The organism is Dyella humi, assembly GCF_044904605.1.
In the GTDB taxonomy this organism is placed as follows: Bacteria; Pseudomonadota; Gammaproteobacteria; order Xanthomonadales; family Rhodanobacteraceae; genus Dyella_B; species Dyella_B humi.
In genome coordinates this window covers 1,882,595-1,909,261 of sequence record NZ_JADIKI010000023.1, presented here as the reverse complement: position 1 = coordinate 1,909,261, position 26,667 = coordinate 1,882,595, and the positions used below count along the sequence as shown (strand labels likewise).

The following is a 26,667-nucleotide window of genomic DNA, read 5'->3' as shown; positions in this document are numbered from 1 at the left end:
CGCGTAGCTATACTGGCGATGTCGGGCCTGCTTGGGATTTTCACGTGGAAACCATCTACAAAGTAGCGCTGGTAATCATGTTCCTGGTGGTGATCTTCAACCTCGGCCAGGCGCTGTATTTCATGATGACGGACAAGGATGGCAGCAAACGCACCGTGTGGGCGCTGACGCGGCGCATCAGCTTTTCTCTGCTGCTGATTGCGATGGTCATCATCGGTATCCGAATGGGCTGGATCCATCCGCACGGGGTTGGCCAGTAATTGTAGCTGTCAGGCTACGCCAGCACCCTGGGCTGCGACTTTTCAGCACTTTGCCGTCCTACAAAAAACCCGCCGGGTGGCAGGTCGGACGTTCGCGTCGTTTGGCCGGATGCGATCGCCCGGCTCAATGCAATCGACGCAACAGATCCGCTTCGGGCCGCGGCCGTCCCAGCAGATAACCTTGTACGTACTGGCAACCCACCTCGCGTAGCACTGTCAGCTCAGCATCATGCTCGACTCCCTCGGCGATTACCTCCAGGCCAAGCGAGCGGGCCATGCCGATCAGCGATTCGATCAGGCGGCGCATTTGCGCGTCGGCGTCGATGCCGCTGACGAAGCTGCGGTCAATCTTCATCGTATCGCAAGGCAGCAGGCTGACGTGGCTCAGCGATGAGAAACCCGTGCCGAAGTCATCCAGCGCCACGTGGATGCCGCGCTCACGCAGGCGTTGCAACGCGGCGACACAAGAGGGCATGTTGGTGACATGCAGGCGTTCGGTGAGCTCCACCGCCAAGTGCTTGCGCACGAATTCGGGCAGCTCCGCGGAAAGAATCTCCATCACCGGTCCCGATGTCAGGCTACGCGCGGTAACGTTCACGTGCAGCCTGAAATGTTGGGGCAACGTACCGTCCCAGGCCACGAGGCTGTCGATGGCGTGTTCCGTCACCCAGGCATCGATCCGGTTCATCAGGGGCGTGTGCTCCACGGCAGCGAGAAACGCCCCGGGAGCGAGCACACCTTGCTCGGGATGATTCCAACGCAGCAATGCCTCGGCGCCCACCGGGCACAGGTCACCGGCAATGGGGTAGATCGGTTGGAAGTAGAGCTCCAGCTCGCCGCGCTCCAGCCCCTCTTCCAGTTGCTGATGGATAGCCAGCGAGGCGCGCGTACGCATGCGCAACGCAGGGTCAGCCAGCACTACCCGCTCGTCCACCAACGGATCGATGAGTGACGCCTCGCTCATGGCCAGGCGCAATAGCTCGGCTACCTCTATCGGCATTCCTGCAGACGACCACACCGCGACACCGGCGGTAAGCGCACGCACCGATCCGAATATCGGCAGCGCCCCGCGGGAGGTTGCGTCGAGTGCCTCCTTCACGTCGAGGACGATCTGCTGACCGGCCTGCGCGTCAGGCACCAGACAACCCAGCATGTCTTCGGCGATGCGCGCCACCATGTCGATCCGATCCCATCGCGATTGCAGGTGCGCAGCGAGTTTGCGCAGGTATGCAGCCGCTTGAATCTCGTCCGTGCCAAGCGCCACGTCGTTGTGATTGCTGCAAGCTACCGCGACCAGGGCCAGGGACCGTCCGGAAGCCGCCACGCGCTGCGTTCGTTCGAGCAGCGCGGCACGGTTGGGCAGTTCGGTTTCCGCATCGAAACGGGTGAGGAAGGCGCGCTCGACCGCACGCAGGCGGCGACGTTCCAGCACGGAGGCGATGCGCGCGCGCAGCATCGGTATCAGGACAGGCTTGCCGAGATAATCCTCGGCCCCCAGTTCGATGCATCGTGCAGCCATGTCCAACGTGTCATGGGCCGAAACCATGAGCACGGTCACTTCGCGCAAGCGGTCATCCTCGCGCATGACGCGTAATACCGACATGCCATCGGTACCCGGCATCATCACGTCCAACAGCATGATGTCGGGCAATTCCCGGCGCGCCAGGGCGAGACCCGCCTCACCGTCACCCGCTTCGATCACGTTCTCGAAGCCCAACTGCTGCAGCCGTCTGCGCAGCATGAAGCGGCTGTTCTCGTCGTCGTCGACAATGAGGATGCTTGCATGCTGATTCATGAGCTGTCGCCTCCATGGCTGTCGTGCTTGATAACACGATCCAACGCTTCGAGCAGGCGAGGAAACTCGATGGGCTTGGGCACGAACGCGTCGGCACCGGCTTCGAGCGCCCGTGTGATGTCATCCTCCATCACGTGGGCAGAAAGCACGATCACCGGCACGCTCTGGGTCAGCGGGTTGCTGCGCAGTTTTTGCAGCACGCTGAGGCCATCCATGCCGGGCAGGCTGATGTCCAACAGCACCACGTCGGGGATCTTCCATACCGCGTCGATAAGCGCCTTTTCACCACTTTCGACGTGCCGCATGTGAATGCCGTGCCGCTCCAGCCGGCGGGTAAGCATGAAGGCGTTGTCGTCATCGTCTTCGACGTAGAGCACCGTGGTCATGTTATTTGGCCCGCCGTGACCATGGACGCCCGCATGGGATCCAGCAGCCGATGGACGCAATGAATGATGTCGGCGAGATCGCCCTCACCCTTGCGCACCAGCAGCACGGCGCGTTCGCACAGTCGCCTGTGCATCTCCGGCGTTATATCCGCCGCCGTCACCAGCACGATAGGCACCGGAGCCAGCACGGGATCGGCGCGCATCACCTCGATCACCGACAGGCCATCCATGCCCGGCATGACCAGGTCCAGCAGCACCAGGTCAGGCACGCGCTCACGCATGGCGGCCAGCGCGCGTTGGCCATCATGGGCGGCATCCACCCAATGCCCTTCCTGACGTAGCGCAACGGCAAGCTTCTCGCGGTAGAGATCATCGTCGTCCACCACCAGCACCTGACTGCTCTTCGCACTGCCCACCAGGCGCTGCACCAATCGGCTCAGGTGCGCGCGATCGAACGGCTTCGTAAGGTGCTCCACCACGCCAAGCAAACCGGTGCGCTGCTCGGGATCGGTAACGGTGCACACAATGACCGGCAGCTCCGAGTGCTCGGGGTCGGCGCGTACTGCGGCGAGCACGTCCCAGCCGCTCATGTCGCCGAGCAGGATGTCCAACACCATCACGGCCGGGCGCGCGGATCGCGTCAGCGCCAGAGCCTGCTCGCCCGAGGATGCGCTGATGACGCTGACGCCGTCGCGCTCCAGCGCATTGCGGATCAGCTGGCATGCGTCAGGATCGTCGTCGACCACCAACACCACCGGGCGACGTCCGTGGGCCGCAACATTCCCCTCAGCAGCCTGCGCCATGCGCTGTTCGGCGTTATCGATGTCGCCCACCGGCAACGTCACGGTGAACTCCGTACCGATGTGAATATCGCTGGTCACCCCGATCTGCCCGCCCATCAGTTCCAATAGCTGCCGCGAGATGGTCAGACCCAGTCCGGAACCGCCAAAGCGGCGCGCGATGGAACGATCCGCTTGCTCGAAAGGGTCGAATACGCGTTGCAACTGGTCGGGCGTCATACCGATGCCGGTATCGGCGATGGTAATCCGCAGTTGGTCATTGCTGCGGGCGAGCGTGACCTTCACCTCGCCGTCGCGGGTGAACTTGATGGCGTTACCGATCAGGTTGAGTACCACTTGTCGCAACCGCACGACGTCCACGCACGCCAAGCGCGCGTTTGGCGCTAGCTCCAATAGGAGCCTGTTGCGGTTGGCCTTGGCCAGCGGCTGCATGACGGTGACGATGCTTTCAAGCAAGCTGTCTACGCGAACGATTTCGGCATGCAACTCGATGCGCCCGGATTCCACGCGCGAGATATCCAGGATGTCGTTGATCAACGAAAGCAAGTGGCGTCCTGCGTTGACCACGCGTCGCATGAATTCGGCCGCTTCGTTGTCCTCGCGCTCAATGGCCTGCTCAAGCGTGAGTTCGCTCAAACCGATGATGCTGTTGAGCGGCGTGCGCAGCTCATGGCTCATGTTGGCCAGGAAGATCGACTTGGCCCGGTTGGCCGATTCGGCCTCCAGCTTGGCTGTCCGCAGCGCTCGCTCCATGTGGATGCGCGGGGTGATGTCCATCGAGACCACGCCGATGCCGGCGATGGCACCGTGTTCGTCCGTCACCGGGAAGCGCGTGGAGAACAAGGTGTAGGAGCCGCCCACGTAATCGACTCGCTCTTCGTAGGCGGTGATGCCGCTGCCCTCGAGCACTTCGCGATCATGCTCGCGTATCAGCGCCGCCGTTTCCGCCGTCGCGACCTCGTCGACGCTGTGGCCCAGCATTGCTTCGGCGGGGCGCCCCATCAGCTTCGCGGCAACGTCGTTGATGCGCAGGATGCGGCCGCTGGCATCCTTCACCTTCATCGCCAGATTGGAGTGCTGGAAGATCTCGTCCAGCAAATGCGCATTGGCGCGCATCTTGTGGTGCATGACGCGGAAGCGTTCGCGCAGATGCGTCAGCCACGCCGCCAATATCACCAGCAGCGGTAGCAGAATCAGCATGCAAAGCATGTAGCTGCGGCTCAGCAGAATGTCTTTCAACGCCGGCGCCGTGGTCAACGACACGATTCGCAACTGCGGTCCGGCAGCTCCTGCGCTGGGATTCATGTCGATCGTATCGAACACGAGTTGACCAAAGCTGCCGCTTTGCTCACCACGCGCCGTTGACCGCATCGCCGCCCATACCGCAGGCATGTCGGTGGCCACGCTCGCCTGTTCGCGGTTCGGCGTCATGAAGCGCCATTCGCGACTGGGATCGGGCCCTTCCAGCCAGTTGCCCTCGCGATCGACCAACCATATCGGCCCGTGCGCGAACTTGGCGTCCGCATGGAAATCCGCCAGTAGCTGGTTGCCGTCCAGGTTGATGATCACCATCCCCAAGCGGACGCCGTCCTCGCCAAACAGCGGCACACCGATACGCAAGGTGGGAAAGCGGGGCTGCTGGATCTGGCCATGCTCGATGTTCAGATCGAGAGGCGAAACATAGACCGCACCATCGGGCAGCTTGGCGGTAGCGGTCACATAGGGGCGGGATGCTTTGTTCTGCAGTTCGTCTACCGGCACGGTGCGCAGGCCATGCGCTGTTTCGTCGACGCGCAGCACCTCCATGCCGCTGTTATCGATTAGTCGGACTTGCGCGTAATTACCGCGGGTGATCGACAAGGTTGCCGCAAGACGCTCCACGGCCTCGCGCAAGGATGGTGTAGGAGCAGACATGAAATTGCGCACAATCGGCAGCGCCGAGAACAGCCGCGCATCGCCCTTGACGGTATCAAGTTCCGACCGCAGCGTACGGGCGATCAACGTGACCGCATCTGCGTTGGCCTGGTCCAGGTGATGGGCGGTAGATCGCTGTTCGACAACAGCGACGGCCACCTGCACGAGCAGGCTCAAGACCAGCAAGATAGCCAGAGTCGCCAGGAAGCCTGCCAATCCGCCGGCCAGGGCAGGTCGTTTCATACATGAGCCCCTTGTTCCCGTGTATTTTGGTTTCCTTCCTGCACGGGGCGCGCGTCATGGCATCAGAGCGTGAACTCGTCGGCTGAACCGGCTGCCCCTAAGACGAACGACTCACTTTGAACCCTCACAACGTGAAGGTTTCGTGTAGGAATGGACAGCAGAGCCCGTGACGCTTGGCGGCAGGCGTTATCTGAGCGGCATGGGTTCGGCAGGGATCACACGAAAGCGTGATACCTGCCCCTCACGACAGTGGAATTAACGGAGTCGTCTAGAGAATGTAGACGAACATGAACAGGCCCAGCCACACCACGTCCACGAAGTGCCAGTACCAGGCCACCGCTTCGAAGCCGAAGTGATGCTCCTTGCTGAAGTGGCCGGCCAGCACGCGCAGCCAGATGATCGCCAGCATGATGGTGCCCAGGGTCACGTGCAGGCCGTGGAAGCCAGTGAGCATGAAGAAGGTGCAGCCGTATACACCGGAGCCGAGCGTGAGGTTGAGCTCTTTATAAGCCTCGGCGTACTCGTGCGCCTGGCAGAACAGGAAGCTTGCGCCCAGCAACACGGTGAAGCCAAGGAAAGCCAGCACTTTGCCGCGATGGCCGGCCTTCAACGCATGGTGCGCGATGGTGACGGTGACGCTGGAACTGAGCAGGATCAGCGTATTGAGCAGCGGTAGTCCCCATGGCGCCACGGTCTGGAAAGCGCCGCCAACATGCGCAGGGCCGTTGCCGCCGCCCGAGCCCCACGAAGCCGCGTAATCGCTCCATAAGTACTGATGTGTCAGCACGCCGTGACCATAACCACCCAGCCATGGCACCGAGAACATGCGGATGTAGAACAGCGCGCCGAAGAATGCGCCGAAGAACATCACCTCGGAGAAGATGAACCACATCATGCCCATGCGGAACGAGCGATCCACCTGGCTGTTGTAGCGGCCTGCCATCGACTCGTGAATCACCGAGCGGAACCAGCCGAAGAACATCAAAAGGATGCCGACGAAGCCGATCAGCAGCATTGTCTTGCCGAAGCCGCTTTCACCCGGTTCGGCGTTGAGCCAGTGCGCCGCACCGAACACGGTGAGGAACATGACCACCGCGGCCACGATCGGCCATTGGCTCTTGCTCGGTACGTAGTAGATGTCGTGCTGCTGACTCATGATGTCGTTCCCGGAAACGTTCCTGGTGACCTGCGCCTACTTCTACTGCATAAGTGAATCGATGACGGCCTGGTGGTGCGCCTGCGGATGATGCTGCAACCAGAGCATCTGCCCGATCGAGAACACGAACACGGTGAAAGCGACGATGCCTATCACCATCGCAGTGCGCCGTGCGCGACGCAGGCGTTGAGCCTGTCCCGATTCGAGTGTCTGATGATCCAGCTTCATTCGATCAATCCTCGACGTGACCGTGCGCCAGTTCTTCGTCGTGGATCACCGGCGCAATCGAGAAGGTGTGATGCGGCGGCGGTGACGACACGGTCCATTCCAAGCCCCTGGCGCCTTCCCACACGCGATCGGTGGCCTTCTTCTTGGAGAACCACACGCAATGGATGATCACGCCGAGGAAAATCAGCTGCGAGGCGCCGAACAAGAAACCGCCAATCGAGCTGATCATGTTGAAGTTGGCGAAGGCCACGTTGTAGTCCGGAATGCGGCGCGGCATGCCGGCCAGCCCCAGGAAATGCTGCGGGAAGAACAACACGTTCACCCACACCACCGAGTTCCAGAAGTGCACCTTGCCCCAGAACTCGCTGTACATGTGACCGGTCCACTTCGGGATCCAGTAATACGTGGCGGCGATGATCGCGAAGATCGCACCGGTCACCAGCACGTAGTGGAAGTGCGCCACCACGAAATAGGTGTCGTGATATTGGAAATCCGCCGGCACCAGCGCCAGCATCAGGCCGGAGAAGCCGCCGATGGTGAACAGAATCACGAACGCCACCGCGAACAGCATCGGCGTTTCGAAGGTCATCGAGCCGCCCCACATGGTGGCGACCCAGTTGAACACCTTCACGCCCGTCGGTACCGCGATCAGCATGGTCGCGTACATGAAGAAGATTTCGGCACCCAGCGGCAAGCCCACCGCAAACATGTGGTGCGCCCACACGATGAACGACAGGAACGCGATGGAAGCGATCGCGAACACCATCGCCTTGTAACCGAAGATCGGCTTGCGCGCGAAGGTGGGAATGATCTCCGAGATGATCCCGAACGCCGGCAGGATCATGATGTACACCTCGGGATGACCGAAGAACCAGAACACGTGCTGGAACAGAACCGGATCACCGCCGCCGGCCGCGTCGAAGAAGTGCGTGTCGAAGTACTTGTCGGTGAGCAGCATGGTCACCGCACCCGCGAGCACCGGCATCACCGCGATCAGCAGGAACGCCGTGATCAGCCAGCTCCACACGAACACCGGCATCTTCAGCAGATCCATGCCCGGCGCGCGCATGTTGAGGATGGTGGCGATGATGTTGATCGCACCCATGATCGAACTGATACCCATCAAGTGCACCGCGAACACCACATAGGCCAGCGAAGCGCTCTGCAGCGATAGCGGCGGGTACATGGTCCAGCCACCGGCAGGACCGCCGCCCGGAAGGAACAGCGTGGACAGCAGCAGCGTGAAGGCGAACGGCAGGATCCAGAACGAAAGATTGTTCATGCGCGGCAGTGCCATGTCCGGCGCGCCGACCATCAGCGGGATCATCCAGTTGCCCAGGCCCACGAAGGCCGGCATCACCGCGCCGAAAATCATCACCAGCGCATGCATGGTGGTCATTTCGTTGAAGAAGTACGGCTGCACCAGCTGCATGCCCGGCTTGAACAGCTCCGCGCGGATCACCATCGCGAAGCTGCCGCCGATGAAGAACATCAGCAGCGAGAAAATCAGGTACAGCGTGCCGATGTCCTTGTGATTGGTAGACATCACCCAGCGCTGAAAGAAGTTCAGGTGCTCGTGATGTTCGTCGTGATGCTCATCATGGTGGTCGTGGGCGGCTGCTTGGGCCATAACCTTGAACCTCTACCGAGTGATTGCGTTTACGTGAACTGCATAAGCAGCCGGGTGAATCAACCTTGCGTCGCGTGGAGCGGTGCAATCTGCGCTGTCGCCTGCGCCGGCGCCGCAGCCGTGGATGCCGGCGCGGGTGCGGGCGTGGCCGGCTTCTGCTGATCGGCCAGCCACTTGGCGAAGTCTTCCTTCGACACGGCTTTCACCACGATCGGCATGAAGCCATGGTCCTGACCGCACAGCTCGGCGCACTGGCCGCGGTAAACGCCGGGCACCTTGATGTTCGTCCATGTCGCGTTTACCACACCCGGAATCGCATCCATCTTCCAACCCAGTGCAGGGATGTACCAGGAATGGATCACGTCGTCGGCGGTGATCACGAAGCGGATCTTGGTGTCGACCGGCACCACCAGCGCATGATCGACATTCAATAGATAAGTGTTCTCGTCGCCCACCTTGACCGCATACGGATCGAGGCCGGAATTCAACTGGCGCGTGGCGTTGCTCTGGTCGTCCAGCTTGGACATGAAACCGACGTGGCTGACCGCTTTACCGAGGTAGTCGACGTAGTCGTAGCGCCACTTCCATTGATAGCCAGTCACCTTCACCGTCATCTGCGCGCCGGTGGTGTCAGAGAACTTGCGCAAGCCGTCAGTAGCGAGCCACGCCAGGCTCACCAGGATGACTACCGGAACGGCAGTCCACACGATTTCAACGACGGTGTTGTGCGTCCACTTTTCCGGCACCGCGCCGCGCGATTTGCGGAAGCGGAACATCGCTATGAACATCGCGCCGAACACCAGGATGCCGATCACCACGCAGACGCCCAGCGCCACGTTGTTGAGCATGTAGGGAACGTCGGAATAGGTCGTCACGCCGGGCGTGAGGTTCAACTGCCCAGGCTGCGGATTGGCCAAAACGCTGTTGCCGAACAGACTGGAGGCGGCAAGCGCCAACGTCCCGACTGCATGCTTGAAGTGCTTCCCAACCCTGATGCCGTGCTTTCCAATGCCGCCAGCTGTCATGTTTGCACCTTTGTTGAACCTACCTGCATTGCTGAGATTGGAAATCAGCCAGCAACACCTTAAGTTTCCGGCATAGCTCGGTGCGTTCCTCGTCGGTGAGGAAAACCCCGATCTCCAGCTTGCGTCCATGCGACGACAACAACAATCGGTAACGCCCCTCCCCTGATTCCAGCAGCACGCGCACCCAATAGGGCTGGAAACGCGTGCAGCGGCGACCCGGCAAGGTTTGCACCTCCAGCGACGTGGTGTCGAGGGTGATGCGCTCGCTGCGGTCGCCGGCTCGCCAAGCCACGCTCAACGCGATGGCCACGGCGGAAGCCTCGATCAGGGCGAACAGCGGAGCGAATACGTCGCCCTGCCACGCTCCCAGACCTGCCGTTATCAACACCAGCGCAGCCAGCACCAGGATCAGATGACGCAGACCGCGCCGGCTGAGTGTGCGGTTGGGCCGAAGCCACATCACGCACGGCAGGCCGCCGAGGGCTGGTCGAAGCACGATCATGGAGGTCCGGCGTGCCTGGAACGTACTCGATCATAGGCTGCGCGGTGATGACGGGCAAGGACAGGCGCAGCGCACGGCGTGCCGCGAATTCGCCGCATGCGCGCGATTTGCAGTGCCGTATCGACGAAGATAGCAAGCCGCGACAATTTGTCTCGCCGGCAAGCAACCGCGAAATCGGGCAAGCCCATCGCGTTGCGCCGCAGCGCGGACGCCCTGCGCTTATCCCTTACAATTTGCCGTTCCCTGACCTCCCCTCCCCACGCGCCACACCATTGTGACCCAACCCATTCTTACTCCCGAACTGCCGACCAGCGTCGAGCCGGCCCGCGCGCGCATCACCGCCAACTGGCTGCGCGACGAAACCGAAGCCGTGAACGACCTGCTGGCCCAGGCCACGCTGCCGCCCGTCGAGCGCGAAAAAGTGATCGACCTGGCCGCCGACCTGGTCAGCCGTGTGCGTGCCCGCGCCAAAGACCAGAGCGCGGTGGAATCCTTCATGCGTCAGTACGATCTTTCCAGCGAGGAAGGCGTGCTGTTGATGTGCGTGGCCGAAGCCTTGCTGCGTATTCCCGACAAGGCCACCGCCGACAAGCTGATTCGCGACAAACTGGGCGACGCGAACTGGAAGAAGCACCTGGGACAGAGCGAATCACTGTTCGTCAACGCTTCCACCTGGGGCCTGATGCTCACCGGCAAGCTGGTGAACCTGGCCGAGGAAACCCGTCACGATTTCACTGGCGCATTGCGTCGTCTGGTCGGTCGCGCAGGCGAGCCGGCGATCCGCCTGGCCGTGCGTCAGGCCATGCGCATCATGGGTCACCAGTTCGTGATGGGGCAGACCATCAACGAAGCGCTGGACCGCTGCGCCAAGCCCGAGTACGCGGTATATCGCTACTCCTACGACATGCTCGGCGAATCGGCGCTCACCGCCGAAACCGCCGAGCGCTATCAGCAGGATTACCGCAAGGCCATCGCCGCCATCGGCGCGCGCGGCCCGTTTGCCAATCACACGGATGCCCCGTCGATCTCAGTAAAACTTTCCGCGCTGCATCCGCGCTACGAAATGGCGAACCGCGAACGCGCACGCCGCGACCTCACCGCCAAGCTGCTGGAACTGTCGCAGCTGGCGATGCAGCAAGGCATCGCCTTGTCGGTGGATGCGGAAGAAGCCGATCGCCTGGAATTGTCGCTGGACATCATCGGCGACGTGTTCGCGCATCCCTCGCTCGCCGGCTGGAATGGCCTGGGCATCGTGGTGCAGGCGTACTCCAAGCGCACACCGTTCGTGATCGACTGGTTGATCGAAACCGCGCGCGCCAGCGGCCGCCGCTGGTACGTGCGACTGGTGAAGGGCGCGTACTGGGATGCGGAGATCAAGCGCGCGCAAGAATTGGGCCTTTCAGGCTATCCGCTGTATACGCGCAAGCCGAATACCGATGTGTCGTATCTCGCCTGCGCGCACAAGTTGTTCGACGCGGGCAGCGAGCTGATCTATCCGCAATTTGCTACGCACAATGCGCACTCGATCGCCGCCGTGCATCACATTGCGCGCGGGCGTCCGTTCGAATTCCAACGCCTGCACGGTATGGGTACGGATCTGTACGCCGAAGTGATCGGCAAGCAGAACCTCAACGTACCTTGTCGCGTGTACGCCCCGGTGGGCACCCACGAAGACCTGCTGCCGTACCTGGTACGCCGCTTGCTGGAAAACGGCGCCAACACCAGCTTCGTCAATCGCGTGGTGGATGAAACGCTGCCGGTGCGCGATCTCGTGGCCGATCCCTGCGAAACGGTGCGCCGCTTCGCTTCCATTCCGCATCCGCGCATTCCCCTGCCGGTCAATCTCTTCGGTGAGAATCCTGCCCCTGCGCAGAATTCAAATTTTGTATCCAGGAAGAATTCCATGGGCGTCAACTTCTCCAACGACAACGAACTGAAGGCCCTCGCTGAGGCAGTCAACGCGAAGTCCGGTCCGTGGACCGCCAGTCCGCTGGTGCCGGGCGGCGAAAGCAAAGGCCCCACCGTGCAGGTGACCAACCCGGCCGATCGCCGCCAGGCAGTGGGCAGCTACGTGAGCGCTGATGCCGCGCTGGTCGACAAGGCGCTAGCCAACGCCGTGGCCGCGCAGCCGAGTTGGGATCGTCTGCCCGCTGCTAGCCGCGCCGCGATCCTGGAGCACGCCGCCGAGCAGCTCGAAGCGCGTCGCGGCGAGTTCATCGCGCTGTGCGTGCACGAAGCAGGCAAGAGCCTGCCCGACTCGATCGCTGAAATCCGCGAGGCCGCCGACTTCCTGCGCTATTACGCCACCATGGCGCGCCGTCTGTTCGGCCACCCAGAGCAGTTGCCTGGCCCGACCGGCGAGAGCAATCAGCTTTATTTGAATGGCCGCGGCGTGTTCGTGTGCATCAGCCCCTGGAATTTTCCGCTGGCGATCTTCCTAGGCCAGATCTCCGCCGCTCTGGCCGCTGGCAACAGCGTGATCGCCAAGCCCGCCGAGCAGACCAGCCTGATCGGCTACACCGCAGTGAAGCTGCTGCATGAAGCTGGCGTGCCGGCAGAAGTCTTGCAGTACCTACCGGGCGACGGCGCGGTGGTGGGCGCGGCGCTCACCAAGGATCCGCGCGTGGCTGGCGTGGCCTTCACCGGCTCGACTGAAACGGCCTGGGCGATCAATCGCGCACTCGCCGCACGCAATGCGCCGATCGCCGCGCTGATCGCCGAAACCGGCGGCCAGAACGCGATGATTGCCGACTCCTCTGCGTTGCCCGAGCAGATCGTTAAAGACGTGATCGCCTCTGCCTTCCAATCCGCCGGCCAGCGCTGTTCCGCTGCGCGCGTGCTGTTCGTACAGGAAGACATCGCCGACAAAGTCATCAGCATGCTCGCCGGCGCCATGGCCGAGCTGAAAGTGGGCGACCCGGGTCAGCTTTCCACCGACGTGGGCCCGGTGATCGACGAGGATGCGTTGAAAATCCTCATCGACCATGCCTCGCGCATGGACAAGGGAGCCAAGAAGATCGCCGACGCCAAGCTCGATCCAGCGATGACCTCGCACGGCACCTTCTTCGCCCCGCGCGCCTACGAGATTCCCTCGCTCGACGTACTCAAGCGCGAAATCTTCGGCCCCGTGTTGCACGTGATTCGCTGGAAAGGCAGCGAGTTGCCGCAGGTGGTCGACGCGATCAACAACACCGGATACGGCCTCACACTTGGCGTGCACAGCCGTATCGATGACACCGTGGAATACATCCGCAGCCACGCGCGCGTCGGCAACTGCTATGTCAATCGTAACCAGATCGGCGCGGTGGTCGGCGTGCAGCCGTTCGGCGGCGAAAGCCTCTCCGGCACCGGTCCGAAGGCAGGCGGCCCGCATTATCTGCTCCGTTTTGCAGGCGAGCGCACGCTCACCATCAACACCACGGCGGCTGGCGGCAACGCTTCGCTGCTGACGATTGGCGAGTAATGCGCACTTCCCCTCTCTTTTCCGGGAGAGGGTTGCGTAATCCTCAATGGCCGTCATTCCCGCGAAAGCGGAGGCGCTTTTCAACAGCGAAAGCTGGTCAATCCATCTTCGCTTTTGCATCAGAGCAAATGGATTCCCGCTTTCGCGGGAATGACGGCCATGAGGTTATCCTGGCGAAAGGCCCGCCAGTAACAACCGTCGACAGGCGTGCGTGATGCGACGAATATCGATCCTCATCTTACTGCTATGGCTGGCAACCGCAGCCCACGCCGCCAATCCCAGCCAAGACGAACAACACTTCGTCGCCTCTTTGCATCTAGGCACCACACCTCAGGTCCGCTACCTGGATGCCAACGGCAAGCCGCTCGACTACACCGCCTTCGCGCAGCAATTGAGCGCCGGCCGCCGCCACTACAGCTTCACTCGCGACAGCCGTGCAGGCATGGCTGTGCTGCGGCTGCGCCCACCCGGCGCGCACGCCGGCGAGCCGGGACGCTTCGCCTTCGGTCGTGGCGACGCCTTTCCTCCGTTCGAATTGCCATCCCTGCAAGGCGGCATGCAACGACTGGGCGATTTCCACGGTCGCTACACGCTGGTCAGTTTCTTCTTCGCCGAATGCGCGCCTTGCATCGCCGAAGTGCCCACGCTCAACGCCTATGCACGCGAGCACGGCGACATGAACTTCGTCGCCATTACCTATGAGGATGCCGCCAGCGCACGCCAGTTCGTGAAGGAACGTGGCCTGGTCTGGAACGTGCTGTACGACGGCCAAGCAGTGACCGACACGCTCGGCGTCGGCATCTTTCCCACCCTGATGCTGATCGACCCTTCCGGTCGCGTGGCCGGATCCGCGGTGGGTATGTCGATGCAGGATAACCCTGCTCAGCGCCTGGCAGACCTCGGCGGCTGGATTGAGCAATGGAAACGCGCGTCGTCCAGCAGCGCACAACCGCTGCACGAAAGATCCACTCAACGCTAACGCCACAGCCCGACTTGTGCGCCGCGCTAACCACGCCGGCGCCACCCGTGCTAGAACAGTCTCCTGCGCCGTCGGGGTTGGCACGGGGGAAAGATCGGCATGTCACAGGTGGCATTCGAACTACGCGACACACGGCGCATGGCGCCGCCGTCGATCGAACCCGATCCGCGCGCGCAAGCCGCCGACATCCCGCCCAACGTACTGGTCCATCTCACCGAATTCGCTGCACGCCAAGGCATTTCCAGCGACGCCTGGTTCGCCGGTTTAGGGATCACGCGCCAGCAGATCAACGATCCGAGCTTGCGCGTTTCCTACCGGCAGGCCCGCATGGTCATTACGCGCGCACTGCGGGCGATGCGTTACCCGGCGCTGGGCCTGCTGATCGGTCGCAACGAATCCATCGGCAGTTTCGGCCTGCTTGGCCTGGCCATGATGACCTCGCGCAATTTCGGCGAAGCCATGAACGTGGGCATCGAGAACCACAAAATCTGCGGCAGTCTGCTCGATGTGGATTTCGCCGCGGTCGACGCGCACCACGTCTCCGTGCAGGCGTGGCCGCGCTTCGGCGAAATCGAACTGCTGCCGTTCTTGTGCGAAGAACTGTTCGCCAGTTGCCTGGCGATCGCGCGCGAACTGGTCGGCTCCAGGATCACGCCCGTGCGCATGGAATTCACCTATCCGGCACCCGTCTACGCGGCCGAGTACATCGCCACGTTCCAGTGCGACGTGCGCTTTGGCGCCCAACACAATCGCATCGTGGTCGACATCAACTGGCTCACGCACCCACTGCCCGGCTACAACCCGCTCACCTCGCGGCAGGCGCTCGCGCTATGCCACCAGCAACTGCGCGGCACCAGCCACGCCGATGAAATCGTCGGTTCCGTGGAGCGCCTTTTGCGCAGTCGCCTGCGCGAACATCCCAAACTCACCGAAGTCGCCCGCACCCTCCACCTTAGCGAACGCTCGCTGCGCCGCAAACTCGCCGAGAGCGGACGCATCTTTCGCGAAATCCACGACCGCGTGCGCGCAGAACGTGCGCTGGAATTGCTGCACGCGGACCAATTGAGCGTGGCGGAAATCGGCATCGAACTGGGCTTCAGCGATCCGCGTGAATTCCGGCGTGCGTTCAAGCGTTGGACAGGCATGCCGCCGCAACTGGCGCGGCGGAGCTTGCCCTGATCGTTGCGCGATCCTTATCGCGCAGCAATAAATTCAGCCGGCTTTTGTCTTCCTGGCGCTCGATTTGCGCTTTGCTGCCTGCATGCGCTCCGATGCCTGAATTTGATGCGCCTTCATAATAGTCAGGACCAATCCCGGAAAACGCTGATTGATCTCTTCGCAGCGCGTACTGTTGCGCATTTCCACGCCCTGGCGTTCGCTACGGATCAAGCCCGCCTCGCGCAACGCGCGGAAGTGTTGCGATAGCGTGGACTTGGGAATGTCGCGGTCGCTGATCTTCAGGAAGTTGGAGCAGGTGGCGCCGCTAGAGGTAGCCAGCTCGGCGTAGATGGCGGCGCGCACGGGGTCGGACAGGGCGTGGAGGATGCCCTCGACGGTGATGTCCTCGATGGATGGGTGAATCAGTGGCCGCATGGCGCCATTTTACCAGCCCCTTGATTTCTAGTTCTATAGTTCTTAAGTTACGAACTTCAGGAATTCAGAACTCCCTCATCCCACCACCAGGACACCCATCCATGAGCAAGCTGAAAGGTAAGGTCGCCGTCGTTACCGGCGCATCCAAGGGTATCGGCGCCGCTATCGCCAAGGCATATGGCGCGGAAGGCGCGTCGGTTGTCGTCAATTATGCGTCCAGCAAGGCGGGCGCGGATGCTGTGGTCAATGACATTGTGAAGGCCGGCGGCAAGGCCGTGGCCGTGCAAGGCGATGTTTCGAAGGCCGCCGATGCGCAGGGCATCGTCGACGCTGCCATCAAGCACTACGGGCGCCTCGACGTTCTCGTGAACAATTCAGGTGTCTACGAATTCGCGCCGATCGAGGCGATCACGGAAGAGCATTACGACCGGCAGTTCAACGTGAACGTGCGCGGGCTGCTGCTAACCACCCAGGCTGCTGTGAAGCATCTTGGCGAAGGCGCCAGCATCATCAATGTCGGCTCGCTGGTATCGCGCATCGTGCCGCCGGCCACGGTGGTCTACACCGCCACCAAAGGCGCGGTGGATGCCATCACTGGCGTGCTGTCGAAGGAGCTTGGACCGCGCAAGATCCGCGTTAACGCGCTCAACCCTGGCATGGTGGAGACGGAAGGCACTCACGCTGCTGGCGCCATCGGTGGCGATTTCGAGAAATACGCCCTGGCAAGCACGCCGCTGGGCCGCATCGGCCAGCCGAACGATATTGCATCGATTGCCGTGTTCCTGGCGTCCGACGATTCGTATTGGCTGACGGGCGAGCGTTTGTACGCCGGCGGCGGCGCGCGCTGATCGCACATTGTTGCCATCACGACAAGCGGCCCGCATAGCGGGCCGCTTCTGTGTTACGGCGATCGACTATTGCTTGGGTGGCACATACGTGAGGTCAGCATCGTAGCGATCGACGTGCGATGACTGGTCCACGATGGCGTCATTGAGCGCCTTGCGCATCGCCTGCGCAGCTTCCTTTCCGTAGACGTTCTCGACCATGGTCCACAACGGTGGACTGTCTTCCTTTTCCAGATCGGCCCAGCTGTTGGATGGACTCACGATGATGAAGTCAGGCGCATCCTGGCCGCCCTCCCGCACCTCGCCGACCGAATAGTGGCTGGACCAATGCGTCTTCGCAGAAGCGGCGGCAATCTTTTGCGCTGCAGCCCTGAACGCTTCGAATGCCGCGTGACTGGGCTTTAGCTTGAAGAAGGTGACCTCGATGAAATCGGACTTCATCATGGCCTGGTCCGGCATGTAGCTCAGCTCAGGAAGCATCACCAGGAACGCGCTTGTCTCGCTCCTCAGGTGCGGGTTGATGTCCTTGGAGATGGATGGATCGCAGACTTTTCCCGTGGCTCGCATGTCATCGAAACTTCCCCAGGCAAGCGGATCGGTGACATAGGAGTACATATAGGTATCTCCGGTCTCGTGGATCCAGGCCCTCCAACCGTATTTGAAACCATGTTGGCCGAGGCATTCGTTATAGCGCTTGATGCCCGCCTCATAGGCTTGCTGATCCGCGGGTGCCACCGAGTCTGTGTAGTCCCGTACCACGTTGGCCTTTTCCGGTTCTGCCGCCTGCGCTCCGGTCATGCACAACAGCGCGATCGCCAAAGCTTGCCAAGTCGCTTTGCTCTTCATACCAGTCTCCTCCAGGGCCATCGCCCTATCTCGTTTGGTGCGAAGTCCAGCTCGGCGAGATGACGCACGCCGTAGTCGAGGACGAACGATGAGGAGTACCGGGAAAGACGATGCAGGATCCCGCCGCCACGACGAGACAGCCGAATGCCAGAACTGGCCAATGGCTCAGAACGATGGGCACAAAGAGCAAAGACCGACGGCGCAAAGAACCGAACCATGGGACACAACCCCGCAAGAAGTCGCACATTCCCTTGTCGGGACGTCCTCAGTTGCACCGACCGCACATCAGACGCGGGCCGATCGGCGGGTCATGACAGGCGCCTAATCTGAACAAGATAGCGCAAAAATGTGAACTACATCACATTTTATTGACCCACAATCGATGAAGCGGGCGGCCTAGGCCGATAAGGCAATTTATTGCCGATGGATGGACCCATCGCCGATACCAAGGCATAGACGTGCATGCGTCGATGCAAGGCTCCTTTTGTCGCAGGTATCCCGGCGATTGCGGACATCCGGGGACGATAGCCTGGGGGAATCACCGATCGGCAGCGATAGCGCCATGCGATTACCGCCATTTGCGTTCTGCAACAGCCGACCCAACCGGAACGAGTACATGGCCATCTCCACAACTTCTTGAGGATGTCTCAAGATAGGAGGGATGTAGTGATCGCAAAAGCGACATCTTCGCAAGCCAGCGTTAAATAACTCTCAAGTCATATCGCACCCATAGCTGGCCGCTCCAGATCGGCTGGCGCCACAAAAGCGACACACTGGCCGATTTACCCCCCGTACCCGTCCCTTTTGCCCTCCCCTGCCCGCATGGCTTGCGTGACAGTGCGGTTGTACGCGCCCGTACGGCGCGGGTGAGGAGAGCATTCGCCATGCGCAAGACCTGCACCTTGATTGTCCTTTCGTTGCTGCTGACCGCCTGTGACCATCAGGAGAGCGCTACACAGAGCCAAGGCGATACCTCGTTCGAAAGCAAGCTCGAGCAACAGCTGCTCGACGCCAAGCCCGGCAGCGTGATCGACATTCCGGCAGGCCATTACGCGCTCAAGCGCGGCCTGAGCCTGCGCACGAATGGCGTAACCATTCGCGGCGAGGGCATGGACAAAACGGTGCTGTCATTCAAGGGACAGATCGTCGGCCCGGAAGGTTTGTTGGTGAATGCCGACGACTTCACCATCGAAAACCTCGCCATCGAAGACACGATGGGTGATGCGTTGAAGATCAACCAGGGCAAGAACATCACCATCCACGGCGTGCGTATCGAATGGACCGATGGCCCGAAGAGCACGAACGGCGCTTATGGCTTGTATCCGGTGAAGACACAGAACGTGTTGGTGGAAGATTCTGTCGTGATCGGCGCCTCCGATGCCGGCATCTACGTGGGGCAATCGAACAACATCGTGGTGCGGCGCAATCGCGCTGAGCAGAACGTGGCCGGCATCGAGATCGAGAACTCGGTGAACGCCGATGTGCACGACAACACGGCGACGAAGAACACCGGCGGCATTCTCGTCTTCAACATGCCGAATTTGTCGCAGGCAGGGCACGCCTCGCGCGTGTTCCATAACAAGGTGTTCGCCAACAACACCGGCAACTTCGCGAAGAAGGGCGCGGCCGTGGCCAGCGTTCCGGCAGGCTCCGGCGTGGTGGTGAATTCCAACGACAAGGTGGAGATCTTCGATAACGACATCGCCGACAACCAGACGGCCAACGTGATCATCTCCAGCTATTTCTCCACCAACTACTACAACACGCGTGGCGTGGCCGCCGATTACAACCCGTATCCCAAAGGCATCTACGTCTACGGCAACCGCTTCAAGGGCGGCGGCGATTCACCGGACGGCCTCAAGCTGAAAACGCTGAAAGCCGCGGTGTACGGCATCAACGGCAGCTTCCCCGATATCGTTTGGGATGGCTATGCCGATCCGAAAACCCAGGTCGATGGATTGCCGCCACCTAATGATCGCATCTGCATCCAGGATGCCAATGGCGTGCTCAACGCCGATGGTCCGCACGGCTACAAGAACCCCGTCACAGATACCAAACCCTTCCAGTGCACTTTGCCCAAGCTGCCGCCCGTCGCGCTCAATCCGGAACCGAAAGTCTGAGAGTGCTGCTGATGCCGAAGAAGATGTGGATGCGCGAACTGCTGTTGTTGCTCGCGCTGTCATGCCTTGCTGCGTGCCACCGCGGCATGGAGCCGGTTGCGTTTCACGATGAGGGTTATCCGGCGAAGCTCAGCGATTGGCACGTGGTGGAAGCGCGTGACGGCGTGCTGCAGTTGAATGAAGGCGTGGTGCCCTACGAACTCAACACGCCACTATTCACCGACTACGCGCACAAGCTGCGCACGATCTGGATGCCCAAGGGGGTATCGGCCAAGTACAGCCCCACGGATACTTTCGATTTCCCGGTGGGAACCATCATCAGCAAAACGTTCTTCTATCCGCTTCCCAAGGACGCGGCACGCAATGCCACGGATGTGGCGGGCACGTACGACACCAGCCTCGATTTCGCCGCTCCGGGGCAAGGCTTGAACCTCGCCAACGTGCACCTCGTCGAAACACGTCTGTTGATAAGGCGCAGAGACGGATGGGTGGCCATTCCCTATGTATGGAATGCCGATCAAACCGAGGCCATGCTCGCACGCACTGGCGACGTGCAGGCACTGACTCTCGTAAGCGACAGCGGCGAACGCGAAAACTTCAACTACGTCGTACCGGATCAGAGTCAGTGCGTGAGCTGCCATGCGCACGACTGGAACACGCGCGCTATCCAACCGATCGGCCCGAAGGCGCGTCATCTCAATCGCGACTACCGCTATGCCGATGGCGACGAGAATCAACTGGCGCACCTGATGCGCGTCGGCTATCTGACCGGTGCACCAGCGCCTGCCGATGCGCCGCGCAACGCGAACTGGATGGATCCGCACGCCTCGCTCGATGCACGCGCACGCGCTTACTTGGATATCAATTGTGGCCATTGCCACAACCCGAAAGGCGCAGCCAACACCACGGGTTTGACGTTGGATATCGCCACGCCGGAAGACAGACACATCGGCATCTGCAAGCCGCCGACAGCAGCTGGGCAAGGTACCGGCGATCACCTGTTCGACATCGTGCCGGGTTATCCGGACGATTCGATTCTGCCTTACCGGCTCAGCTCCACCGAGCCGGGCACGATGATGCCGGAGATTGGGCGCAGCACGATGCATAGAGAGGGTGTTGCGCTGATCAAGGCGTGGATTGCGGCGCAATCGGGGGATTGCGTCGTTCTGCACTGAAAGTTCTTTGCTCCTCCTTCTGCTTGCAGAGGGAGGCAGCGACGTAGGCAAGGTAGTTTCTTGAGGGGAAAAGAAAAACATGACGATCCGCCAACGAGCACTGTCCGCTTATGTCCGTCATCTGCTACGCGGTAGCGCCGCGCTGCTAATGTGCGTGCCGCTCTCCGCCTTGAGCGACACGCCCGCGCAAACCGGCACCGATACGAAAAGCCAGCCGGATGCCAGCAAGGCCAAGCAACTTGGCAACATCACGGTAACGGCACAAAGCCGCACGCAGCAGATGGAACAGGTGCCGATTCCGCTGCAGATCCTTACCGCAAAGCAGATCGAAACGCAGGCGGCTACCGATCTCAGCAAGATCTCGCTATTCGTGCCGGGCTTGGTGGTGGATGGCAGCCAGCCCACGCAGCCTAATTATTCGTTGCGCGGCATCAGCACCAGCGACTTCGGCATCGGCACCGAATCGGCGGTGGGCGTGTACATCGACGGCGTGTATGCGGCGCGCTCCGGTGGCGCATTACTAGCGTTCAACGACATCGATCGCATCGAGGTACTGAAAGGCCCGCAAGGCACGTTGTTCGGCCGCAATGCGGCGGGTGGTGCGATCTCCATCGTCACCAACGAGCCTACCGACACATTCGAAGGCAAAGCCTTGATACGCGTGGGTAATGAAGGCGAGCACTACGAGAGTGCGCTGGTCAACCTGCCGCTCAACAAAGACATGGCGCTGCGCATCAGCGTGCTCGACAACCAGAGCAACGGCTGGATTCGCGATCAGGCCAACGGGCAGCGCTACGGCAAGAACAATGACTGGGGCAGCCGCATGGTTTACCGCTGGAACATCACACCGAACACGCGCGTGCTGTGGTCGTGGGATCACGAGCGGCTGGATCAGCCGCCGCGTCCGGCGATCGGCCTGGTGCCGCTGTCGAATGATACGAACGAACGTCCACCTTATCCGCCGAATCCCGCTACCTATCTGAATCCGCTCACCGCGCCGCTTTACAACGATGCGATCCAGGCACGTGAATGGCGGCATTTCGACGGCTCCACGCTGACCATCGATCACTCCTTTTCGTGGGGCAGTTTCACCTCGACCACGGCGTGGCGTCACTTCAACACGTTCAACGATGAAGACAACGATGGCACCGATCACATCGTCAGCTATCTCGACACCGCCAACATCGAGCACAACAACAGCTACTACCAGGAATTCAAGCTGTCGGGCTACAACGACCTGATGGATTGGGTGTCCGGCGTGAGCTTCTATTCCGAGCAAGCGCGCCAGACCAGCCAGGTGAATACCAACACCAGCAGCCTGGACACGCTGGCGCAGAACGTCGACGGGCTTGGCTTGCCGCTCACCGAAATCACCCAGGGGCTGCAGGCGCTCGGCCTGCCTTACAGTCTGCTCAACGATCCGTGGCGCGAGCAGATCAACAACGTCGGTAAGTTCAAGGCGTATGCAGCGTTCGGCGACGTGATCTGGCATGTGAACGACAAGCTCGATCTCACTACCGGTTTGCGCTACACCGAAGACAAGAAAGATTTCACCTGGTACACGCCACCACGTCAGGCCACGGCTTTCGACCAGACCGTGGCAGAACTCGTCGCCACTGGCGTCTACGGCCTGCTGCCGCCGCAAGCACAGCAGGCACTGGCCGCGTTCGGCAACAACATTGTTTTTCCCAGCGCAGTGGGACAATGGGTACCGGTGCATCACAGCTGGCACGACTTCAGCCCGCGCTTGGTGCTCAGCTACAAGTTCACGCCCGACACCATGGCCTATATCTCCGCCACCAAGGGCTACAAGGCCGGCGGCTACAACAGCCTGCAGGTAGGTTCGTTGTATGCGCCGGAAAAGGTGTGGAACTACGAAGCCGGCATCAAGACAGTAGTGCCCGAATACAACTTGCTGTTCAATGCATCGGCGTTCTACTACCGCTATTCGAACCTGCAGTCGTCGGTGCTCAATCCGAATTACTCGGGCTCCGGCGTGCCGTTCTACACGGTGCAGACCTCCGACCAGCACGCGCACGGCGTGGACTTGGAAGCGCAATGGCAGCCCACCGACGCGCTGCGCCTTAACTTCACTAGCGAGTACATCGACTTGACCTACGTCCATGGCACGTCGACATCGGGCGTGGTGCTCGACGGCCAGCCCACCGGCGAACCGCTGTTTTCCATGACGGCCGGCTTCGATTACACCTGGCACGGCGTCTATCACGGCGATTTGGAACTCAACATGCAATACGCGTATCGCGGACACACGCGCTGCAATGCCGATTCGGAATTTCAGGGCAATTGCTTTACGACGGCTGCGTTCAAAATTGGCACGTCGCAGCAACGCACCGATGCGCGACTGGATTGGCATACGCCGGACCAGCGCTGGGGCGTTGGCCTATACGTCAACAACATGTTCAACAAGCGCTACGTGCTCGGTATCGGCAACGACAGTACCAATGATTTCGGCACGCCGTATGCCACCATCACGCCGCCGCGCACCTTCGGCCTGGAAATGCGAGCCAAGTTCTAGCCATGAATCAACCTGACCGACTCGATCTAGCCACCGAACTACAGCGTCTGCGCATCGTGCAGGCGCGCGATCCGTTGCCGGACTGGCCCACACGCGCGCGCCGCCTGCGTGCCTTGGAAGCAGCAGTGAGCCAGCACCGCGACGAGGTCGCTGCGGCGATCGATGCAGATTTCGGCTGCCGCCCGCGCGAAGAAACGGACATGCTGGAAGTGTTTCCCAGCCTGTCAGCGATCCGTCACGCGCTGCGCCATGGCCGGCGCTGGATGAGGTCGAAACGCAACCCGGCAAGCATGGCCTTTCTGCCAGCGAGCACCGAGCTACGCCCGCAGCCCCTGGGTGTGGTCGGCATCATCGTGCCCTGGAACTATCCTCTGTTCCTTGCCGTGGGACCGCTGGTGGATGCACTCGCGGCAGGTAATCGTGCGATGGTGAAGATGAGCGAATACACGCCGCGCTTCTCGCAGTTGTTCGCCGAACTGATCGCGCAACATTTTCAGCCGGATGAAGTGATCGTGGTGAACGGCGACGCATCGGTGGGACAGACCTTCGCAGCGCTGCCGTTCGATCATTTGCTGTTCACTGGCTCCACTTCTGTCGGCCATCACGTGATGCGCGCCGCTTCGGCGAACCTTACGCCGGTTACGCTGGAGCTGGGTGGCAAATCACCCGTCATCGTCGGCCCCGGCGCACGCTTCGAGCACGCGGTGGAACGCATCGTGCTCGGCAAGCTGGTCAACGCCGGGCAAACCTGTATCGCGCCCGATTACGTGCTGCTGCCGCGTTCGGATGTCGCGCGCTTTGCTTCCGCCGCACGGGAAGCCACGGCGCGGCTGTATCCGGATTTCGCCAACAACCGGCAGTACGCCAGCATCGCCACCGATCGTCACTATCACCGGCTGCTCGAATTGCGCGATGACGCGGTGAATGCCGGAGCGCGCAGCGAAAGCCTGAGCGACGCGGCAGATCGTCCCGAACAGCGGCTGCTCACGCCGACACTGCTAACCGGCGTGCGTGACGACATGCCGGTGATGCGGGAAGAAATCTTCGGCCCATTGCTGCCGCTGGTACCTTACGACACGTTCGACGAAGCCATCGACTATGTCGCCAGCCATCCGCGTCCGCTGGCCTTATATCTGTTCGAACAGGATCAGGCGCGCATCGACCGCGTGCTTGCCCGCACGCATGCCGGCGGTGTCACGCTCAACGACACGCTGTATCACATCGCCCAGCACAAGCTGCCGTTCGGCGGCGTGGGACCTTCCGGCATGGGCGGCTATCACGGCGAAGCCGGCTTTCGCACGTTCTCGCACATGAAGCCGGTGTTCCGGCAGGCGCGGCTCAACGGAGTGCGGTTGTTCAATCCGCCGTATGGGAAACGCTTCAGGCAGTTGCTGGAGATTTTGTTGCGCCGAGGTTGACCATAAAAAAACCTCCTCACTTGCGTGAGGAGGTTCTTGATTCTTCCAACCTGACGTCGGTCAGAACTTATAGACCGCCGACAACGCAAACAGATTGCCGGCATCGTCATACGAACCCGTGAGCGTGTCTGCGGTAGCACTGACCGCGCCATTGATCGCAGCGCGATTCACGAAGATGTGCGCGTACGACGCGTTGATCGTGAGGCGATCCGATGCCTTGTAGCCGAGGCCCACCGACAGCAGCTTGCGGGTTTCGTCCGGCACACGCGGCTCGCGGTAGGCCGCCTTGGTCGGCGTGGTGTCGTAGCCGAAGCCAGCGCGCAGGGTCAGCTTTTCGGTGAGGTAGTAATCGCCGCCGAATGCGAAGTAATAGGAGTTGTGCCAGTCGAACAACTGGGTGGTGCTCGGCTGCGCCGGATTGCCGTAGTTCACCGTGAGGTTCTTGAACACGTCCCACTCGGTCCAGGACAGGTCAGCGCCGAAGCCGAACTTGTCTTCCTGATGCCAATAGCTGGCGGTGGCCACGGCCGGCGTGGTGAACACCGCGGTGCCGCTGGTGTGCTGGAACGGCAGCTGGCTGGCGGTGAGGCCTTGCGCAGCTGCAAGCTGGCCGATCAGCGTCGACACATTGTCCGGCACATTGAAATTGGCCGTACCCTGCAGGCGATGACTGATCTTCGAGCGGTAGTTAACCGAGAGGCGATCCTGCGGGGTGATCTTCCAATAGGCGCCCAGCTGCCAGCCCCACGCCCAGCTGCTACCGGTGATGCGCGCCAGACCATCGGAACCTGGCGGTACCAAGCCGTAAACCTCGTTGACCGGTAGATTGGTCGCCGTGCCTGGACCGATCAGGCCAAGGGCCACGCTGGAAAAGTTGATGGCATTGGTCAGCGTCGCGGTGGTGTGCTGCGCGATAGCGCTGCCGCCGACACTGAAGGTGTCGGTGACGTCGAACGAGGCGGACATCGTGCCGTCGATCGACTCGAATTTCGAATAGATCGAGTTATAGCGACCCACCCAGTTGTTGTCGTATTCGGTCTTGAAGCCGAACGGCACGGTGATGGCAGCGCCCACGTGCCAGCGGTCGCTCACCTGAGTAGTGAAGAAGAGCGAGGGCACCGGCATGGTCGTGCCACCATCGCCGCCATTACCGCCGCTGATCGGTTGGCCCAGCACGTCGTGCGCGCTGCCAGTGAAGTTGGCGCTGAAGTTGATGGCGGTGACATCGCCTTGGAAATAAGTGCCCTTCAGGTCGCTCATCGCGGCCGGAGCGTTGGCCACCACGGAAACGTCGCCACCCGCGGTCGCCGAACCGGCGTAGGCGCGACCCATGGCTTGCGCGCTGTCTTCCTTCAGCTGGAACGAGCTGGCATGAGCCTGTTGGGGCGCGGTCAGCGCACCGGCAATGGCCAAGCCCAGCGCGGCCAGGACGAACGGACGGCCACCATGGGCGGTGTTACGAAAGGACGTGTGCATCGCATGCTCCTGCTTTTCTTTTGGTGACGAGTCCGGCCCCTGGGAGGCCGGGATCTTGCTCAGGGGTCGAACAGCCCCCGCGGCTCGGGTCGTAGCGGGGCCTGAAACAAACAGAAATTCATACGCGCGTTTGATACCCCTGGCCGGCACTCTGCCGACTCGGGCCGAGCTGTGCAAGTGCGGTTGCAGCATGATGACTAACCGCCGCGTAGACCCGAATCGCCCACGGCGCGCCATATAAGGCTGAAATCTTGCGCAACGCGCCATAGCCCGTGCC

The 26,667-nt window shown here is 61.4% G+C and carries 20 protein-coding genes; 9 read left to right on the top strand and 11 right to left on the bottom strand.

Features of this window, described 5'->3' with window-relative positions; genetic code table 11:
- Window positions 1-44 precede the first annotated feature (44 nt).
- Window positions 45-260: a twin transmembrane helix small protein gene (locus ISP18_RS19635; RefSeq protein ID WP_324938681.1), complete on the top strand. Its 216-nt coding sequence runs from the start codon at window positions 45-47 to the stop codon at window positions 258-260.
- Window positions 261-384: 124 nt separating this feature from the next.
- Here ISP18_RS19635 and ISP18_RS19630 read toward each other — a convergent pair whose 3' ends face one another.
- The 8 genes from ISP18_RS19630 to ISP18_RS19595 all read right to left on the bottom strand — a co-directional run bounded on the left by ISP18_RS19630 (window position 385) and on the right by ISP18_RS19595 (window position 9,897).
- Window positions 385-2,055, bottom strand: coding sequence for an EAL domain-containing protein (locus ISP18_RS19630; protein WP_380011399.1), 1,671 nt, complete (start codon window positions 2,053-2,055; stop codon window positions 385-387).
- Window positions 2,052-2,441 (bottom strand): response regulator, encoded by a 390-nt coding sequence (locus ISP18_RS19625; RefSeq protein WP_380011396.1) that lies wholly within the window; start codon window positions 2,439-2,441, stop codon window positions 2,052-2,054. Before ISP18_RS19625 ends, ISP18_RS19630 begins: the two co-directional genes overlap by 4 nt.
- The gene (locus ISP18_RS19620; RefSeq protein ID WP_380011393.1) at window positions 2,438-5,398 is read right to left on the bottom strand and encodes a response regulator; all 2,961 of its coding nucleotides are present in this window, start codon (window positions 5,396-5,398) and stop codon (window positions 2,438-2,440) included. Before ISP18_RS19620 ends, ISP18_RS19625 begins: the two co-directional genes overlap by 4 nt.
- A 268-nt stretch (window positions 5,399-5,666) precedes the next feature.
- Window positions 5,667-6,554 (bottom strand): cytochrome c oxidase subunit 3, encoded by an 888-nt coding sequence (locus ISP18_RS19615; RefSeq protein WP_380011390.1) that lies wholly within the window; start codon window positions 6,552-6,554, stop codon window positions 5,667-5,669.
- A 42-nt stretch (window positions 6,555-6,596) separates the two neighbouring features.
- Complete coding sequence (locus tag ISP18_RS19610) at window positions 6,597-6,782, bottom strand: hypothetical protein (protein ID WP_380011387.1); 186 nt, start codon at window positions 6,780-6,782, stop codon at window positions 6,597-6,599.
- 4 nt (window positions 6,783-6,786) lie between these two features.
- The gene (ctaD, locus tag ISP18_RS19605) at window positions 6,787-8,412 is read right to left on the bottom strand and encodes a cytochrome c oxidase subunit I (RefSeq protein ID WP_380011384.1); all 1,626 of its coding nucleotides are present in this window, start codon (window positions 8,410-8,412) and stop codon (window positions 6,787-6,789) included.
- Window positions 8,413-8,471: 59 nt separating this feature from the next.
- Window positions 8,472-9,437 (bottom strand): cytochrome c oxidase subunit II, encoded by a 966-nt coding sequence (gene coxB / locus ISP18_RS19600; protein ID WP_380011381.1) that lies wholly within the window; start codon window positions 9,435-9,437, stop codon window positions 8,472-8,474.
- A gap of 19 nt (window positions 9,438-9,456) precedes the next feature.
- Window positions 9,457-9,897 (bottom strand): DUF2244 domain-containing protein, encoded by a 441-nt coding sequence (locus ISP18_RS19595; RefSeq protein ID WP_380011941.1) that lies wholly within the window; start codon window positions 9,895-9,897, stop codon window positions 9,457-9,459.
- Between the two features lie 316 nt (window positions 9,898-10,213).
- On the opposite strand from ISP18_RS19595, the gene putA reads away from it, so the two are divergent.
- From putA to ISP18_RS19580, 3 genes are all read left to right on the top strand, one after another.
- Complete coding sequence (gene putA, locus ISP18_RS19590) at window positions 10,214-13,402, top strand: bifunctional proline dehydrogenase/L-glutamate gamma-semialdehyde dehydrogenase PutA (protein WP_380011378.1); 3,189 nt, start codon at window positions 10,214-10,216, stop codon at window positions 13,400-13,402.
- 214 nt (window positions 13,403-13,616) lie between these two features.
- Window positions 13,617-14,381 carry a TlpA family protein disulfide reductase gene (locus ISP18_RS19585; RefSeq protein WP_380011375.1) on the top strand — a complete coding sequence of 255 codons (765 nt, stop codon included), beginning with the start codon at window positions 13,617-13,619 and terminating at the stop codon, window positions 14,379-14,381.
- Between the two features lie 99 nt (window positions 14,382-14,480).
- Entirely contained in the window at window positions 14,481-15,560 is a 1,080-nt protein-coding gene (locus ISP18_RS19580) for an AraC family transcriptional regulator (RefSeq protein WP_380011373.1), read from the top strand.
- A gap of 33 nt (window positions 15,561-15,593) precedes the next feature.
- Here ISP18_RS19580 and ISP18_RS19575 read toward each other — a convergent pair whose 3' ends face one another.
- Entirely contained in the window at window positions 15,594-15,974 is a 381-nt protein-coding gene (locus ISP18_RS19575) for an ArsR/SmtB family transcription factor (protein WP_380011370.1), read from the bottom strand.
- 101 nt (window positions 15,975-16,075) lie between these two features.
- On the opposite strand from ISP18_RS19575, the gene ISP18_RS19570 reads away from it, so the two are divergent.
- The gene (locus tag ISP18_RS19570; RefSeq protein WP_380011367.1) at window positions 16,076-16,822 is read left to right on the top strand and encodes a glucose 1-dehydrogenase; all 747 of its coding nucleotides are present in this window, start codon (window positions 16,076-16,078) and stop codon (window positions 16,820-16,822) included.
- Between the two features lie 66 nt (window positions 16,823-16,888).
- Here ISP18_RS19570 and ISP18_RS19565 read toward each other — a convergent pair whose 3' ends face one another.
- A complete protein-coding gene (locus ISP18_RS19565; protein ID WP_380011364.1) occupies window positions 16,889-17,665 on the bottom strand; it encodes a hypothetical protein in 777 nt (258 codons plus the stop codon).
- An 884-nt stretch (window positions 17,666-18,549) separates the two neighbouring features.
- Here ISP18_RS19565 and ISP18_RS19560 point away from each other — a divergent pair.
- The 4 genes from ISP18_RS19560 (at window position 18,550) to ISP18_RS19545 (ending at window position 24,914) form a co-directional block, all read left to right on the top strand.
- A complete protein-coding gene (locus ISP18_RS19560; RefSeq protein WP_380011361.1) occupies window positions 18,550-19,785 on the top strand; it encodes a parallel beta-helix domain-containing protein in 1,236 nt (411 codons plus the stop codon).
- 11 nt (window positions 19,786-19,796) lie between these two features.
- Complete coding sequence (locus ISP18_RS19555) at window positions 19,797-20,960, top strand: SO2930 family diheme c-type cytochrome (protein WP_380011358.1); 1,164 nt, start codon at window positions 19,797-19,799, stop codon at window positions 20,958-20,960.
- A 79-nt stretch (window positions 20,961-21,039) separates the two neighbouring features.
- Window positions 21,040-23,496: a TonB-dependent receptor gene (locus tag ISP18_RS19550; RefSeq protein WP_380011355.1), complete on the top strand. Its 2,457-nt coding sequence runs from the start codon at window positions 21,040-21,042 to the stop codon at window positions 23,494-23,496.
- Between the two features lie 2 nt (window positions 23,497-23,498).
- On the top strand, window positions 23,499-24,914 hold the full coding sequence (locus tag ISP18_RS19545; RefSeq protein WP_380011352.1) for a coniferyl aldehyde dehydrogenase: 1,416 nt from the start codon (window positions 23,499-23,501) through the stop codon (window positions 24,912-24,914).
- 60 nt (window positions 24,915-24,974) lie between these two features.
- Here ISP18_RS19545 and ISP18_RS19540 read toward each other — a convergent pair whose 3' ends face one another.
- Window positions 24,975-26,390, bottom strand: a complete 1,416-nt coding sequence (locus ISP18_RS19540) for an OmpP1/FadL family transporter (protein WP_380011349.1) — start codon at window positions 26,388-26,390, stop codon at window positions 24,975-24,977.
- Window positions 26,391-26,667 lie beyond the last annotated feature (277 nt).